The sequence below is a fragment of the Enterobacter cloacae genome, from assembly GCF_011078175.1.
In the GTDB taxonomy this organism is placed as follows: Bacteria; Pseudomonadota; Gammaproteobacteria; order Enterobacterales; family Enterobacteriaceae; genus Enterobacter; species Enterobacter cloacae_Q.
Genome location: NZ_JAALCJ010000003.1, coordinates 365205 through 379826, shown reverse-complemented (window position 1 = coordinate 379826; position 14622 = coordinate 365205). Strand labels below are relative to the sequence as shown.

Below are 14622 nucleotides of genomic sequence, written 5' to 3'. Positions count from 1 at the left end.
CCGCCTTATCAGGAGAACCCCATGTTTGATCTACTCCTGCGCCGTGCGCGCCTCGCCGACGATACCCTGACCGATATCGCCATTCAGGACGGGAAGATCGCCATGACAGGCGAAATTGACGCTCCCGCCCGTAAAACGGTTGAGCTTAACGGTGACGTGTTCGTCAGCGCGGGCTGGATTGACTCCCACGTCCACTGCTACCCGAATTCCCCGATTTACCACGACGAACCGGACAGCGTGGGCATTGCCACCGGCGTTACCACCGTGGTGGATGCAGGCAGTACCGGGGCCGACGACGTGGACGATTTTTACGCCATCACCCGCAATGCCGCGACGGAGGTCTACGCGCTGCTGAACATTTCCCGCGTCGGGCTGATCGCCCAGAACGAGCTGGCCAACATGGCCAATATTGATGCCGATGCGGTGAAGCAGGCGGTTAAACGCCATCCGGATTTTATCGTCGGCCTGAAAGCGCGCATGAGCAGCAGCGTGGTCGGTGAAAACGGCATTACGCCGCTGGAGCGGGCGAAAGCCATCCAGAGAGAGAACGGCGATCTGCCGCTGATGGTGCACATCGGCAACAACCCGCCGAACCTCGACGAAATCGCCGAACTGCTCAGTTCCGGCGACATCATCACCCACTGCTATAACGGCAAACCCAACCGCATTCTGACGCCATCCGGCGAGCTGCGCGCCTCCATCACCTCCGCCCTGAAGCGCGGCGTGCGGCTGGACGTCGGCCACGGCACGGCGAGCTTCAGCTTTGAGGTGGCGAAGCGCGCCATCGCGATGGGCATTCTGCCGCACACCATCAGCTCGGATATTTACTGCCGCAACCGCCTCAACGGCCCGGTTGGCTCGCTGGCGAGCGTGATGTCGAAGTTTCTCGCCATCGGCATGTCGTTGCCGCAGGTGATTGACTGCGTCACCGCCAACGCCGCCGACGGCTTGCGGCTGGCCCATAAAGGCCGCATTCAGCCTGGCCTCGACGCCGATCTGACGCTGTTTATCCTCAAACGCCAGCCGACGGTACTGACGGATGCCGAAAACGACAGCCTACAGGCTGAACACATTCTGGTGCCGCTTGCAGCGATCCGCGCGGGCAAGGGGTACATGACCGAACAAGGGAGCACGGAACATGCCTTCGATTTATGAGAAGTACAATTTAAAGCAGGTTATCAACACCTCTGGCCGCATGACGGCGCTGGGCGTCTCCACGCCGCGCCCGGAAGTGGTACAGGCGGCAATGGACGGTATGAATCAGTACTTTGAGATGAAGGATCTGGTCAACAAAACCGGGGAGTACATCGCGAAGCTGCTGGAGGTGGAAGGGGCGACGGTGGTTTCGTGCGCCTCGGCGGGTATCGCCCAGTCGGTGGCAGCGGTGCTGGTCAAAGACAGCGACTGGCTGCTGGAAAACCTGCACGTTACCCCGATTGAGAACAATGAGATTGTTCTGCCGAAAGGCCACAACGTGAACTTCGGCGCGCCGGTGGGCACCATGGTGGCGCTGGGCGGCGGCAAGCTGGTGGAGGCGGGCTACGCCAACGAATGCTCTGCCGATCAGCTGGCGGCGGCGATCACTCCGCGCACGGCGGCGATCCTCTACATCAAATCGCACCACTGCGTGCAGAAAAGCATGCTCAGCGTCGGGCAGGCGGCGGTCGTGGCGCGCAAGCACGATCTCCCGCTGATCGTCGATGCGGCGGCGGAAGAAGATCTGCATACCTATTACCGATCCGGCGCCGATCTGGTGATCTACAGCGGCGCGAAGGCGATCGAAGGGCCAACCAGCGGGCTGGTGATCGGCAAAACCCAGTACGTTGAGTGGGTGAAGCGCCAGACGGCGGGCATTGGCCGCGCGATGAAGGTGGGCAAAGAGGGCATTCTCGGCCTGACCTGCGCTATCGAACACTACCTGACGGCGACCAAAGAGAGCGGCGACGAGATGGTGGCGAAGATGACGCCGTTTATCGATGCCCTGAATACTCTGAACGGCGTTACCGCGCGCGTGGTCTGGGACAGCGCCGGTCGCGACATCGCCCGCACCGAGATTAAGTTTGACGAAGCGACCACCGGCGTTGGCACGGGTGAACTGGTAAATGCGCTCAAGCAGGGCGAATACGCCATTTACTTCCGGGGCTACAAGGCCAATGAAGGGATTATCGAAGCGGACGTGCGCAGCGTAAGTGCTGACCAGCTGAACATCGTGTACCGCCGCATTAGCGAAGTGTTAGGACAGGAGAAAAACGCATGAAACTGACCCCCAACTTTTATCGTGACCGCGTCTGCCTGAACGTGCTGGCCGGCTCGAAAGCCAACGCCAGCGCTATTTACGAGGCGGCTGAAGGTCATGTGCTGGTGGGCGTGCTCTCCAAAAATTACGCTGACGTGGCGAGCGCCGTTGCCGACATGCGCGAGTACGCCGCGCTGATTGATAACGCGCTCTCCGTGGGGCTGGGCGCAGGCGATCCGAACCAGTCGGCGATGGTGAGTGAAATCTCCCGCCAGGTACAGCCGCAGCACGTTAACCAGGTCTTCACCGGCGTGGCCACCAGCCGCGCGCTGCTGGGGCAGAATGAGTCGGTGGTCAACGGCCTCGTCTCCCCGACCGGCACCGTCGGCATGGTTAAAATTTCCACCGGCCCGCTGAGCAGCAACGCGCCGGACGGCATTGTGCCGGTTGAAACCGCCATCGCCCTGCTGAAAGATTTCGGCGGCAGCTCAATCAAGTACTTCCCGATGGGCGGCCTTAAATGCCGTGACGAATACCAGGCGGTGGCAGAAGCCTGCGCCCGTCACGACTTCTGGCTGGAGCCGACCGGGGGAATCGATCTGGAGAACTTCGAGGCGATCTTGCAGATCGCCCTTGACGCGGGCGTGAGCAAAATCATTCCCCATATCTACAGCTCAATTATCGACAAGGCCAGCGGTGATACGCGTCCGGAGGATGTGCGTACGCTGCTGGCGATGACGAAGAAGCTGGTGAAGTAATAAAAACCTTACCCCTCACCCTAACCCTAACCCTCTCCCCAGAGGGGAGAGAGAACGATTATTCCGTCGCCCCAAAGGGCAGAGGGCACGATTACCCCCTCGCCCTTTTGGGGAGAGGGCCGGGGTGAGGGGAAACAAACCGTACACACCTAAAGGAGCCACCATGCACACCCGTAACCTGCTTGTCGCTTCACTCTCTTTACTTGCCACCGCCGCCGTTGCCCAGACGCAGTACGCCTGGGTAGGCACCTACAACCCCAACGGCGAAGGGCTGTACCGCTTTACCGTCGACCCGCAAACCGGTGCGCTCGACAACAAAACGCTGGTGAGTACGCTGCCGAACGCCGCGCAGTTAACCGTTTCACACAACGGCAAAACGCTGTATCTGGCAAGCGAAGTGGAGCAGGGCGTGGTGCAGGCGCTGCGCATCGGCGATAACGGTGCCCTGAGCGAGCTGAATCAGGTGGCCTCCGGCGGCGCGGGGCCGGTGTATCTTTCGCTGACGCCGAGCGGTAAACATCTGCTGGTGGCGAACTACGTCAGCGGTTCGATTGCGGTTCTGCCGATCAACGCTGACGGCAGCCTGGGGGACGCTACGGACAAACATCAGGATCAGGGCGATCCGGGTGCAGCAAAACCCGAGGCGGCGGCTGAAGGAAGTTTTGCCATCAGCGATCATAACGGCCCGCATGCGCATATGATCGCCGCCGATCCGAGCGGGAAGTATGTGTTTTCTACCGATCTGGGGCTGGATCGCATCTATCAGTACCGTTTTGACGATCAAGCCGGGAAGCTGACCCCGAACGATCCACCGTTTATCAGCGCCTCCTCAAAAGGGGCCGGGCCGCGCCACTTCGTCTTTACGCCGAAAGGCGATGCCCTGTGGCTGATTAACGAAGAGGCCTCTACGCTGACCCATTACGTACTGGATAACAATGGCAGGCTGAAAGAGGGCAAAACGATCTCTTCTCTGCCAGCAGGTTATAAAGGCACCAGTTTTGCGGCCGGGCTGGCGCTAAGCGCCGACGGGAAACAGCTGTATGTCGCTAACCGTTTGCATAACAGCATCGGGCACTTTACCGTAACGGCGGAGGGTACGCTGACGCATCAGGACGATGTCTGGACGCGTGGCGACTACCCGCGCACCCTGACGCTCGATAAGCAGGGACGCTGGCTGTACGTTATGAACCAGCGCAGCGATAACATTACCCGTTTCCGCGTGGCGCAGGATGGGAAGTTGAGCTTCGAGCCGGACTATACCCCGGTCGGCAGCCCATCCCAGATGGTTATTTCACCCTAAGCCGTAAGAGGACAACGACGTGCGATTTCCGAACCAACGTTTAGCGCAACTTTTCGACCTGTTGCAAAACGAGACGCTGCCGCAGGACGAACTGGCGCAGCGGCTGTCGGTCTCCACGCGAACCGTCCGGGCGGATATCACCGCCCTGAACGCGCTGCTGGCCAGCCACGGCGCGCAGTTCATTTTGAGCCGGGGCAACGGCTATCAGCTCAAAATTTATGATGTGGTGCGCTATCAACAATTGCAGGCATCCCACCCGCGCGCGCTGCGCATTCCGCGAACCGGAGCGGAGCGCGTACACTATCTGGTTGTGCGTTTTCTGACATCCGCCTTTTCCCTCAAGCTGGAGGATCTGGCCGATGAGTGGTTCGTCAGCCGGGCCACGTTGCAGAGTGATATGGTGGAAGTGCGCGAGTGGTTTCACCGTTACAACCTGACGCTGGAAACCCGGCCACGCCACGGCATGAAGCTGTTTGGCAGCGAAATGTCGGTTCGCGCCTGCCTGACCGACCTCCTGTGGGAGCTGGCGCAGCAGGATAGCCTGAACCCGCTGGTGACCGACGTGGCGCTCAACGCAGGCGTGGCGGAAAAGATGGTGCCCGTTCTGCACGACGCGCTAACGCGCCATCACATTCGCCTGACCGACGAAGGCGAGCTGTTCCTGCGTCTGTACTGTGCGGTGTCGGTACGCCGTATCAGCGAGGGGTATCCGCTGCCGGAATTCCACGCGGAAGACGTGGAAGAGAACGTGCGCGAGGCGGCGAAAGATATCGCGGTGGCTATCCAGGAGCTGGCGGGCAAAGCGCTGTCGCCATCGGAAGAGAGCTGGCTGTGCGTGCACATTGCGGCGCGGCAGATCCAGGAGATCGCTCCCAGCGCGATTAACGCTGACGACGACGAAGCGCTGGTCCAGTACATTCTGCGCTACATCAATACCCACTATAACTATAATCTGCTCAGCGATAAGCAACTGCATGCGGATCTGCTCACGCACATCAAAACCATGATTACCCGCGTGCGGTATCAAATCATGATCCCCAATCCGCTGCTGGATAACATCAAGCAGCACTACCCGATGGCGTGGGATATGACCCTGGCGGCAGTGTCGAGCTGGGGCAAATACACGCCGTATGCGATCAGCGAAAACGAAATGGGTTTTCTGGTGCTGCATATTGGCGTCGGGCTTGAGCGCCATTATAACATCGGCTACCAGCGCCAGCCGCGCGTGCTGCTGGTATGCGACGCCGGTAACGCGATGGTGCGCATGATCGAGGCGGTGCTTCAGCGTAAATACCCGCAGATTGAGGTAACGCGCACGCTCACGCTGCGCGAGTATGAGCAGGTGGAATCGCTCAGCGAAGACTTTGTTATCGCCACCGCGCGCGTCAGTGAAAAATCCAAACCGGTGGTGATGATCGCACCGTTCCCGACCGATTATCAGTTAGAGCAGATCGGCAAGCTGGTGCTGGTGGACCGCACCCGCCCGTGGATGCTGGATAAATACTTTGACGCCGCCCACTTCCGTATTATCGACACGCCCATTGACCAGCAAACGTTGTTCCGCGAGCTGTGCGAACAGCTTGAAGAAGAAGGTTTTGTCGGCGGGGAGTTTCTGGATTCGGTTATCGAACGTGAAGCCATCGTCAGCACCATGCTTGGCGACGGCATTGCGCTGCCGCACTCCCTCGGCCTGCTGGCAAAGAAAACCGTGGTCTACACCGTACTCGCCCCGCAGGGAATTGCCTGGGGTGACGAAACCGCGCACGTGATTTTCCTGCTCGCCATCAGCAAAAGCGAGTATGAAGAGGCGATGGCGATCTACGATATTTTCGTCACCTTCCTGCGCGAGCGCGCCATGGCGCGGCTCTGTAGCTGCGGCGATTTTGCCGAATTTAAGACAGTGGCAATGGAGAGTTTGAGTCGGTTTTGAGAGGCGTTATCCAGAATTCGATGTAATGCGAATGTAATGCTAAACTGCATTACACATTCAATTCTACTGGAGGCATAATGGCCACGCTTAACGTCCGTCTGGATGACAAACTCAAAAATGAGGCTTATGCCGTGCTGGAAAAACTCAATATCACGCCAACGGAAGCCGTACGGTTACTGTTTCAGTATGTCGCGGAGACGGGACGTATGCCGGTGAAGACGGTCACCATTAGCGACAGTGAAGATGAACTGATACAGACAGTCCGGGAGCGACTGGCGAATCCGCAAAAGGGAATTAAGGTTAGTCTGGATGACATATGAACTGGCATTTGACCCGAGGGCGTTGAAGGAGTGGAGCAAGCTGGGCGATACCGTAAAAAACCAGTTTAAGAAGAAACTTGCGGACGTGTTGGTGAGCCCCAGGGTTGAATCGGCTCGCCTGCATGGCCTGCCTGATTGCTACAAAATAAAACTCAGCTCCCAGGGTTACCGTTTGGTCTATCAGGTTCAGGACGACGTTGTAACGGTAATTGTGATTGCTGTCGGTACGAGAGAGAAATCAGCCGTTTATCAGGACGCAAACAAACGGCTTTAGCGATTAACGCAAATGATGCACAACCTGGTTACTGCTGCCGCGCCAGATTAGCGCAGGGTCTTTTAAGTCCTGAACGAACTTGCCGTCGACCAGCACGTTAATTAACTCCACCACTTCCATCTGAGCAGCATTCAGTTCATCCAGCCTGTATCCCGTCCAGACCCAGATATCTTTTCCTGCGCACTCGCGGCGGATGCGTTTTACCAGTTTCAGGATCTCCGGCACGTTTTGCGGGTGCAGAGGATCGCCGCCAGAGAGCGAAATTCCCTGTCGTTTGATGCGCGTGTCGTTGAGATCGTTAATGATCCGGTCTGCCATCCCTTCGGTAAACGGCATGCCGGAATTTAAGCGCCAGGTGCTTTTGTTGTAGCAGCCTGGACACTCGTGGACGCAGCCTGACACGAACAGGGTGCAGCGGGTGCCGGGGCCGTTGACGATGTCGACGGGGTAGTACTGATGGTAATTCATAGCGTTAACCTGATGCCCTCACCCCGGCCCTCTCCCACAGGGAGAGGGAGAAAACCGGAGCCGGGCTCAACAATATGCTCGATCGGTTCCCTCTCCCTTGAGGGAGAGGGGTAGGGTGAGGGGGAAACCCTGCGCAGAACTTACCCGATCTGCCCATTCCCCAGATGCTTCACGCGGCGTTTCACCTCTTCCTGCTTGCCAGCGTTAAACGGACGCGCATCCGGGCTACCGAGATAGCCGCACACGCGGCGGGTTACCGACACACGTGCCGCGTCGTGGTTACCGCATTTCGGGCAGGTAAAGCCTTTGCTGGTACACTCGAATTCGCCGGTAAAGCCGCACTCGTAGCACTCGTCGATAGGCGTGTTGGTCCCGTAATACGGTACGTGCTGATAGCTGTAATCCCACACGTCTTCCAGCGCCTTCAGGTTGTGCTGAATGTTCGGGTACTCGCCGTAGCAGATAAAACCACCGTTCGCGACTGGCGGATAGGCCGCCTCGAAGTCGATCTTGTCGTACGGGTTCACCTTCTTCTCTACGTCGAGGTGGAAGCTGTTGGTGTAATACCCTTTGTCGGTGACCCCTTCCACGATGCCGAACTCGGCGGTATCCAGACGGCAGAAGCGATCGCACAGGTTTTCGCTCGGCGTGCTGTACAGACTGAAACCGTAGCCGGTTTCCTCTTTCCACTGGTCAACCGCGTTGCGGAGGCGCTGCACAATCGCGATGCCTTTTTCACGCAGGGTCTCGTTGTCATAGATGTGCTTGTCGCCAAACAGCGCGTTAATCGTTTCGTGAATGCCGATATAGCCAAGAGAGATCGACGCGCGCCCGTTTTTGAAGATCTCCGAAACGTCATCGTCCGCTTTCAGGCGGACGCCGCAGGCCCCTTCCATATAGAGTATTGGCGCGACGCGTGCTTTGACCCCTTCAAGGCGTGCGATGCGGGTCATCAGCGCTTTACGTGCCAGCTGGAGGCGCTCATCTAATAGCGTCCAGAAGGCCGTTTCATTACCTTTGGCTTCCAGGGCGATGCGCGGCAGGTTCAGGCTGATGACGCCCAGGTTGTTACGCCCGTCGTGGATCTGTTCACCGTTTTCATCCTCGTACACGCCGAGGAAGCTGCGGCAGCCCATCGGCGTCTTAAATGAACCGGTGACCTTCACTACCTGGTCGTAGTTCAGGATGTCCGGATACATACGCTTGCTCGCGCACTCCAGCGCCAGCTGTTTGATGTCGTAGTTCGGATCGCCCGCCTTGTGGTTCAGGCCGTCGCGGATGGCGAACACCAGTTTCGGGAACACCGCGGTTTTACGGTTTTTACCGAGGCCGGAGATACGGTTGCGCAGAATAGACTGCTGGATCAGACGCGATTCCCAGCTGGTGCCGAGGCCAAACCCGAAGGTTACAAACGGCGTCTGGCCGTTGGCGGTGTGCAGCGTGTTTACTTCATATTCCAGCGACTGGAACGCGTCGTAGCACTCTTTCTCGGTGCGGGAACGGGCATAGCCGTCGGCGTTCGGGATCTGCCACTCTTCCGCCGTTTTACGGTGCTTGTTGAAGCTCTCGGTCACGAACGGGGCCAGCACTTCATCGATGCGGTTAATGGTGGTGCCGCCATAGATGTGGCTCGCCACCTGAGCGATGATCTGCGCCGTGACGGCCGTCGCGGTGGAGATGGATTTCGGCGGCTCAATCTCCGCGTTACCCATTTTGAAACCCTGGGTCAGCATGCCTTTCAGGTCGATCAGCATGCAGTTAAACATCGGGAAGAATGGCGAGTAGTCGAGATCGTGATAGTGGATCTCACCACGCTCGTGCGCCGATACCACATCACGCGGCAGAAGGTGCTGGCGGGCATAGTGCTTGGCAACGATACCGGCCAACAGGTCGCGCTGGGTCGGGATCACTTTACTGTCTTTATTGGCATTTTCATTGAGCAGCGAAGAGTTGGTTTGCTCTACCAGGCCGCGGATCTCCTGGTTCAGGCGACCGCGTTTCTCACGCTGAACGTCACGGTCGTGACGATACTCAATGTAGGCGCGCGCCAGCTGCTTGTACGGACCAGACATCAGCTGGTTTTCAACCGCGGTCTGGATCTCGTTGATATCGACCTGGCTGCGTTCATGCATCTGGCTGCTAACGACTTCTGCGACGGTGGCGCAGTAATCTGCGTCATCGACTCCCGCTGCTTTAGCTGCACGCAGAATGGCTTCTTTGATGCGCTCTGATTTAAACGGCACTTTACAGCCATCACGTTTCATCACATGCGGTGTCATGATCACTCCATTTTAAAAACAGGTTATCCACAAAGGTGGAGAAATATTCACCGGGCGCATTCTTCGCCGCGGCAAAGACTTCCCGCGTGCCCAGCTCGTGTTATCCACAATTCCGGCCAGCGTAGGCGCCGTCTTGTTGTTGGAATAGTAGACGATAAATACAAGATGTTGGGTCGGCGAGCATTTTAAGTGCTACATATAGTGATTTGCATCAAACAAGTTTGCGATTTTTTTGATGCAGGACAAAGTAAAAAGACGAGAGTACAAACGGCGGGCACTGGAGCCTTTGTAAAGACGTTAATCAAAAATATGATTAATTATTCAACAAAAACAAGCGCTCAGCATAGCCTGTACTGAGCGCTACTCGATTAATTCACCTCGCTGACCCAGCTCAATCCTGCCTGCAAAAAGGCTGCGGTAGCGATACTGCCCAGTAACAACGGGATGAGAAGAGAGCGTTCGGGGGCATCGTCCTGTTTTTGAAATTCTTCATCACCCAGGGCAGCCATCGCCTCTTCCCGGGTGCGTGCCGCCAGCAGCTGCTCACGCACCCGATCTTCCATTAGTCTGCTGGTCAGCGTCGTCAGCAGCTGCATATGCGTACTGCCTGCTTCTGCTGGTGGAATGGCAAGCAGAAAAACCATTCTCACCTCTTCATCACCTTCCAGCCCCGGCCAGCTTATCGGCTCGTCAAAGAGCGCCAGACAAAATGCCGCCTGTTGCACCGCCTCGGTTTTGCCGTGCGGGACGGCGAGTGTTTCACCCAGCGCGGTAGGGCCTTCACTTTCACGTTGTAATACGCTTTCGATAAATGCCTCTCGATCGTTGATGACATTCCGCCTGGCGAGCGGCTCGGCGAGCCAGCGGATCAATGCGTCAGGCTTACGCTGGGGCGGGTTAATAAACACCAGGTCGGGATGCGTCAATGCAAGCAAGTTCATGTTAAGCCTCAATTAAAAAATCGCAGGTCGCGGAAGGAAGGATTGCCGTTACCGGCTGCATCGGCTCTTCCAGATAGTTGATCTGCCGCAGCACTGCCAGACTTTCCGGGACGGGAACCGGCTGTGTCCCGGCATTAAACAGGCGCACGACGGTGCCATGCAGATGCTGCGCGTGGGGCAGCGCGGAAAGGATGAGCGGCTCCGGCAGGGTGAATAGCGAGAATTCTGTCGGAAGCCTGCGTTCGGGCAGGCGCAATGCAAAGCGCTCAAGACGGTGATCGAGCGTGTGTAACGTTTGCCGTTGATAGGTGAAGGGCTGTCCTGCCGCCTGATTTTCCAGCTGGCGCAGCGTGAGGTGGTCGGCGTTATCGGCCAGCGCGACGGTGAATGAAAAGTGCAGCGGTTTCAGCAACTGGGCATCAGGCGTCTCAACCACTGTATTATTGATGCCGGAGGCCCGACCCGGGCGCCATTCGAGATCGCTACGTCCGAGCACGCCCGTCGATTTAAACATCGTCAGGGCAATCGCTGCTGGTTCGCTGCCGATAATTTGAAATTCTTTCATGCCACGGCTTGTCACAACCAGCGCCTTACCCGGTTCCGTGATAGCGATAATTCCGTCGCTGGTTTCGATGTCCACGGGCATCTCGCGATAGCGTTCCTGCCAGTTTTCACCGTCAAATCCCGTCTCGCGCTGGATTATTGCGAAGGGCTGTGAAGCGATAGCGTGACGGGTGTGAATATCGCTGCCGATCAGTAAACGTAGCCGGTGATCGCAGTGGCTGTTCTCCAGCGAAGCCTCGACATACAGGTTCGGGTCGTCGTGGCGTAATTCGCACACCAGACGAATCGAGAACGGCGTTCGGGCATTTTCCTGACGACTGCTCAGATCCCTCGGCAGAAGCAACGTGGCCTCGAGGATCAGCTTTTCGATGAGCGGCGTTTTCCGGCAGTCAATGAGCGTGAAATGCGAACAGCGGTTCGGTGTATCGTCCACAAGCGGTGAGAAATCATAGCTGTCGCCCGCGTCCGCCAGGTCTTCGAAGGTAAAGAAAGAGGGGATACGTCTGCCGCTGCGTTTGTCATGCAGGGTCAGCGTTCCGGCATCCAGCGTCAGTTGATAATACGTATTTTCTATCCCCTCGCCCTTAATCTGTTCAGGCTGCCTGAACAGTGCAGGGTTATCTTCAATATTGACGGTAAGGTAGCCGACTGACGGCAAAATTGGCGTTTGCAAAGCCACCTGCCAGCGGAAATAGGGGGGGAGGGGCGTTTCACATTCACCTTCAGCGGTAAGGGAGATCGCTGTTCCGCCAGGCAACACGTCTCTTTTCAAAACGTCAAAGGAGATCGGCTGCCCCTGATACGTCAGCGCAATATTTTCCGCGCGGCTATACAGGGTGGTTTTCACCACGCGCTGTGTTGGGGTGGTCAGCGGATTAAAAATCAGCAGATCGCCTTCCTGTGCACAGGCGGCGGCCAGGGTTTTCACCACCAGGTTCCAGAGGCTATGGCACAGCTGTTCGGTTTGCTCCAGACGATGCAGAATGTCGCGGTTGGTGGCATCGCTATTACAGCCACCGATGGAGTCGTGGGCATGGTTTCGCAGCAATTTTTTCCAGAGGGTGTCGACTACAGAGAGGTTAACCTGAATCCCCTGGTGACGCGCCATTGCGATTGTCGGCTCCAGCTGGCGCAGGATGAACTGTTCAACCTCATCATTTTTCTTTTTGATGTCGTAACGCACGGAGCCGATCGTTTTATGGATACGGGTGTAGCGCGGCGATTTCAGCTCCCCTTCCCAGAGTTCAAACCGATCGCGCTGCGCGCGAAGGATATCGACGTAATGCTCCAGCGAACTGATAACGTATCGGTCCTCATCAGGGGAGTGTGCGCTGGCGGCTTGCAGGATTTTCGGCAGCGCCGGGTCAATACTGACCTGATCGCCACCGCAGGGCAGGAGCAGATCGTTTATATCGGCCCTTGAACGCAAAAGCGTGACCATCGGGTAGATTTTTCCCTGTAGATGGCAGGTATCCGAACGCATGTTTTTCGCTGCGCCATAACCGAACGCCATCGCACAGGCGATGACGGTCGCGCCGGACGGTGCGCGCCAGAGGAACTGGCTGCTGTTGGCATGCCTGTCGTGATCGATACCGCGCCAGAAGACGATATTATCGATATTGCAGCCCTGCAATATCGTCGGCATTTGCGCATTGTGACCGAAGGTATCCGGAAGATACCCGACCTGCATGGCATGCCCCAGCTTTCGGGCAGCGAAAATACCGTACTTCAGGTTGCGGATAATGGATTCGCCATGCACGTTGTAGGTGTCCGTCTGGGTATACCACGGCCCGACGAAGATCCTTTTTTCTCTGACCAGGGTTTCCAGCCTGGTGCGATAATCAGGATTGATAGCGAGAAAGTCCTCCACTACCGCCATCTGTCCGTCAAGGTGATAGCAGGCATAAGCCGGGTCTTGCTCCAGCGTGTTGATAACCTCCGCAAAGTTATATGACGCCAGCACCATGCTGTCCTGACGGGTGAAATACCACTCCTGATCCCAGTGCGTGTGGGCAATAACGTGGATCTGACTCATGTCGTTTTCCTCACCTGACGTTTTTTGGGCTGACATAAAGCACGCCCAGGGCGCAAATCAGGGCGCCAATAAAGACGCTCGCCAGGTAACCCGCCACATTGGTCGCCAGCGGCCAGCCCCAGATGGCGGGCAGAGGCAGCGTCTGCTTCACGCCAAGTGCAATCGCGACCAGTGCGCCGGCGACGGCACCGGTCATGAACACCGGGATCAGGCGTGGGTTTTTCAGAATGAACGGGATAGCGCCTTCAGAGATCCCAATCACGCCCAGCAACAGCGAGGTGCTGCCAACGGTTTTCTCCTCCCGGCTAAAGACATCCGGCAGACCGAAGCGGCCGTTGAGAAATGCGGCAAAGCCGACGCCAATGGAGGGGATCACGATGGAGAGTTCACGGGCGGTTAAATCAAACGTCCCGCTCATACCATTCAGGCCGAGCGCGACCGAGCCAGCCGCCTTGTTGACCGGTCCCCCCAGGTCGAACGCGGTACCCGCGGCGATCATCGCGGAATAGAACCCGCGTCCGGTGTCACCTGCGGAGGTAAAAAAGACCACCATTAGCTGATTAAGCGAGCCAAAAATCGGGTTAATCAGATATTCCATGACCATCACCAGCGTAATGGCGGTGATCAGCGGGACAATTAGCATGGTTTTAATGGTGGTGAGCTGCTGGCGGACATGAATCGAATCGTTGAGCCAGCGCACCAGATACCCCACAAAGAAGCCAATCCCAATCGCGCCAAAAAAGCCGGAGGGCATAAAGCCTTCGATATCAAAGAAGCGCTTGTAGACTTCGTCTGACATGATGCCGCCGATAAGCCCGGGGATGAGCGCCGGTTTTCCGGCAATGGCAAACGCCAGATACATGGCGAAGACCGGATACATGAACTTAATGGTCATAAAGCCCACTTTATCCAGCACGCTGAACGGCGAATGTTCAATGTTAATAAACTGGCCGGTAATTTTGGCCGTCGCCATCATCAGTCCGCCCATCACCACCACCGGCAACATATAGCTGATGGCCGCCATAATATGGCCAATAAAAATTTGGTAAGCCGAACGCTGGAGCTCGTCTTCGTGTGCGACAGTGGTGACGTTTTTTTCCATGGCCAGCGCCTGACGCAGAAAGCGATCGGTGTGCTTGATCAGCTCCTGGGTACGGGTCTGAAGGTGAGGGATGTTTTCAAAACGCTCGGCATCCTGAATCGGAACGTCGGTTGCCAGAATAATCGCGGTAGCAGAGGCAATATCCTGTTTTGTTAAGCGATTTTTAACGCCATCGCTGCCCTGTGTTTCGACTTTTACTTCAATGTTATGTGCTTTAGCCCATGCGATAATTTTATTTGCCGCCATAAAGGTGTGTGCAATACCTGTCGGGCAGGCCGTCACCGCGACAACTTTTTGTCTCGTCATTGTCATAATTCCCTGAATGTGAAAACAAGGGAAGTATAAAGAGAACCTAAAACAGTTTTTAATGTTTGCTAATACTAATTACGTATCGTGATACGCGTATATGCAATGT

Annotated in this window: 12 protein-coding genes; 7 read left to right on the top strand and 5 right to left on the bottom strand. The window is 56.8% G+C overall.

Annotation, left to right across the window (positions count from 1 at the left end; translation table 11 throughout):
* The first annotated feature begins 21 nt into the window (after nucleotides 1–21).
* From G6Q29_RS08955 to G6Q29_RS08925, 7 genes are all read left to right on the top strand, one after another.
* Nucleotides 22–1155 (top strand): amidohydrolase/deacetylase family metallohydrolase, encoded by a 1134-nt coding sequence (locus tag G6Q29_RS08955; protein WP_165465328.1) that lies wholly within the window; start codon nucleotides 22–24, stop codon nucleotides 1153–1155.
* Entirely contained in the window at nucleotides 1139–2257 is a 1119-nt protein-coding gene (locus tag G6Q29_RS08950) for a DgaE family pyridoxal phosphate-dependent ammonia lyase (RefSeq protein WP_165465327.1), read from the top strand. Before G6Q29_RS08955 ends, G6Q29_RS08950 begins: the two co-directional genes overlap by 17 nt.
* Complete coding sequence (gene dagF, locus G6Q29_RS08945; protein ID WP_165465326.1) at nucleotides 2254–2994, top strand: 2-dehydro-3-deoxy-phosphogluconate aldolase; 741 nt, start codon at nucleotides 2254–2256, stop codon at nucleotides 2992–2994. The genes G6Q29_RS08950 and dagF overlap by 4 nt, the downstream gene beginning before the upstream one ends.
* Nucleotides 2995–3157: 163 nt before the next feature.
* Nucleotides 3158–4294 (top strand): lactonase family protein, encoded by a 1137-nt coding sequence (locus G6Q29_RS08940; RefSeq protein WP_165465325.1) that lies wholly within the window; start codon nucleotides 3158–3160, stop codon nucleotides 4292–4294.
* A 19-nt stretch (nucleotides 4295–4313) separates the two neighbouring features.
* Nucleotides 4314–6224: a BglG family transcription antiterminator gene (locus G6Q29_RS08935; protein ID WP_165465324.1), complete on the top strand. Its 1911-nt coding sequence runs from the start codon at nucleotides 4314–4316 to the stop codon at nucleotides 6222–6224.
* 77 nt (nucleotides 6225–6301) lie between these two features.
* Complete coding sequence (locus tag G6Q29_RS08930; RefSeq protein ID WP_165465323.1) at nucleotides 6302–6544, top strand: type II toxin-antitoxin system RelB/DinJ family antitoxin; 243 nt, start codon at nucleotides 6302–6304, stop codon at nucleotides 6542–6544.
* Nucleotides 6534–6818: a type II toxin-antitoxin system RelE family toxin gene (locus G6Q29_RS08925; RefSeq protein ID WP_165465322.1), complete on the top strand. Its 285-nt coding sequence runs from the start codon at nucleotides 6534–6536 to the stop codon at nucleotides 6816–6818. Before G6Q29_RS08930 ends, G6Q29_RS08925 begins: the two co-directional genes overlap by 11 nt.
* 3 nt (nucleotides 6819–6821) lie before the next feature.
* On the opposite strand, the gene nrdG is transcribed toward G6Q29_RS08925, so the two are convergent.
* The 5 genes from nrdG to G6Q29_RS08900 all read right to left on the bottom strand — a co-directional run bounded on the left by nrdG (nucleotide 6822) and on the right by G6Q29_RS08900 (nucleotide 14513).
* Entirely contained in the window at nucleotides 6822–7286 is a 465-nt protein-coding gene (gene nrdG / locus G6Q29_RS08920) for an anaerobic ribonucleoside-triphosphate reductase-activating protein (RefSeq protein WP_165465321.1), read from the bottom strand.
* A 140-nt stretch (nucleotides 7287–7426) separates the two neighbouring features.
* Nucleotides 7427–9565, bottom strand: a complete 2139-nt coding sequence (gene nrdD / locus G6Q29_RS08915; RefSeq protein ID WP_165465320.1) for an anaerobic ribonucleoside-triphosphate reductase — start codon at nucleotides 9563–9565, stop codon at nucleotides 7427–7429.
* 368 nt (nucleotides 9566–9933) lie between these two features.
* Nucleotides 9934–10506 carry a fructose PTS transporter subunit IIA gene (locus G6Q29_RS08910; RefSeq protein ID WP_165465319.1) on the bottom strand — a complete coding sequence of 191 codons (573 nt, stop codon included), beginning with the start codon at nucleotides 10504–10506 and terminating at the stop codon, nucleotides 9934–9936.
* A 1-nt stretch (nucleotide 10507) separates the two neighbouring features.
* A complete protein-coding gene (locus tag G6Q29_RS08905; protein WP_165465318.1) occupies nucleotides 10508–13105 on the bottom strand; it encodes a glycoside hydrolase family 38 C-terminal domain-containing protein in 2598 nt (865 codons plus the stop codon).
* 10 nt (nucleotides 13106–13115) lie between these two features.
* A complete protein-coding gene (locus tag G6Q29_RS08900; protein WP_165465317.1) occupies nucleotides 13116–14513 on the bottom strand; it encodes a PTS fructose transporter subunit IIC in 1398 nt (465 codons plus the stop codon).
* Between the last annotated feature and the right edge of the window lie 109 nt (nucleotides 14514–14622).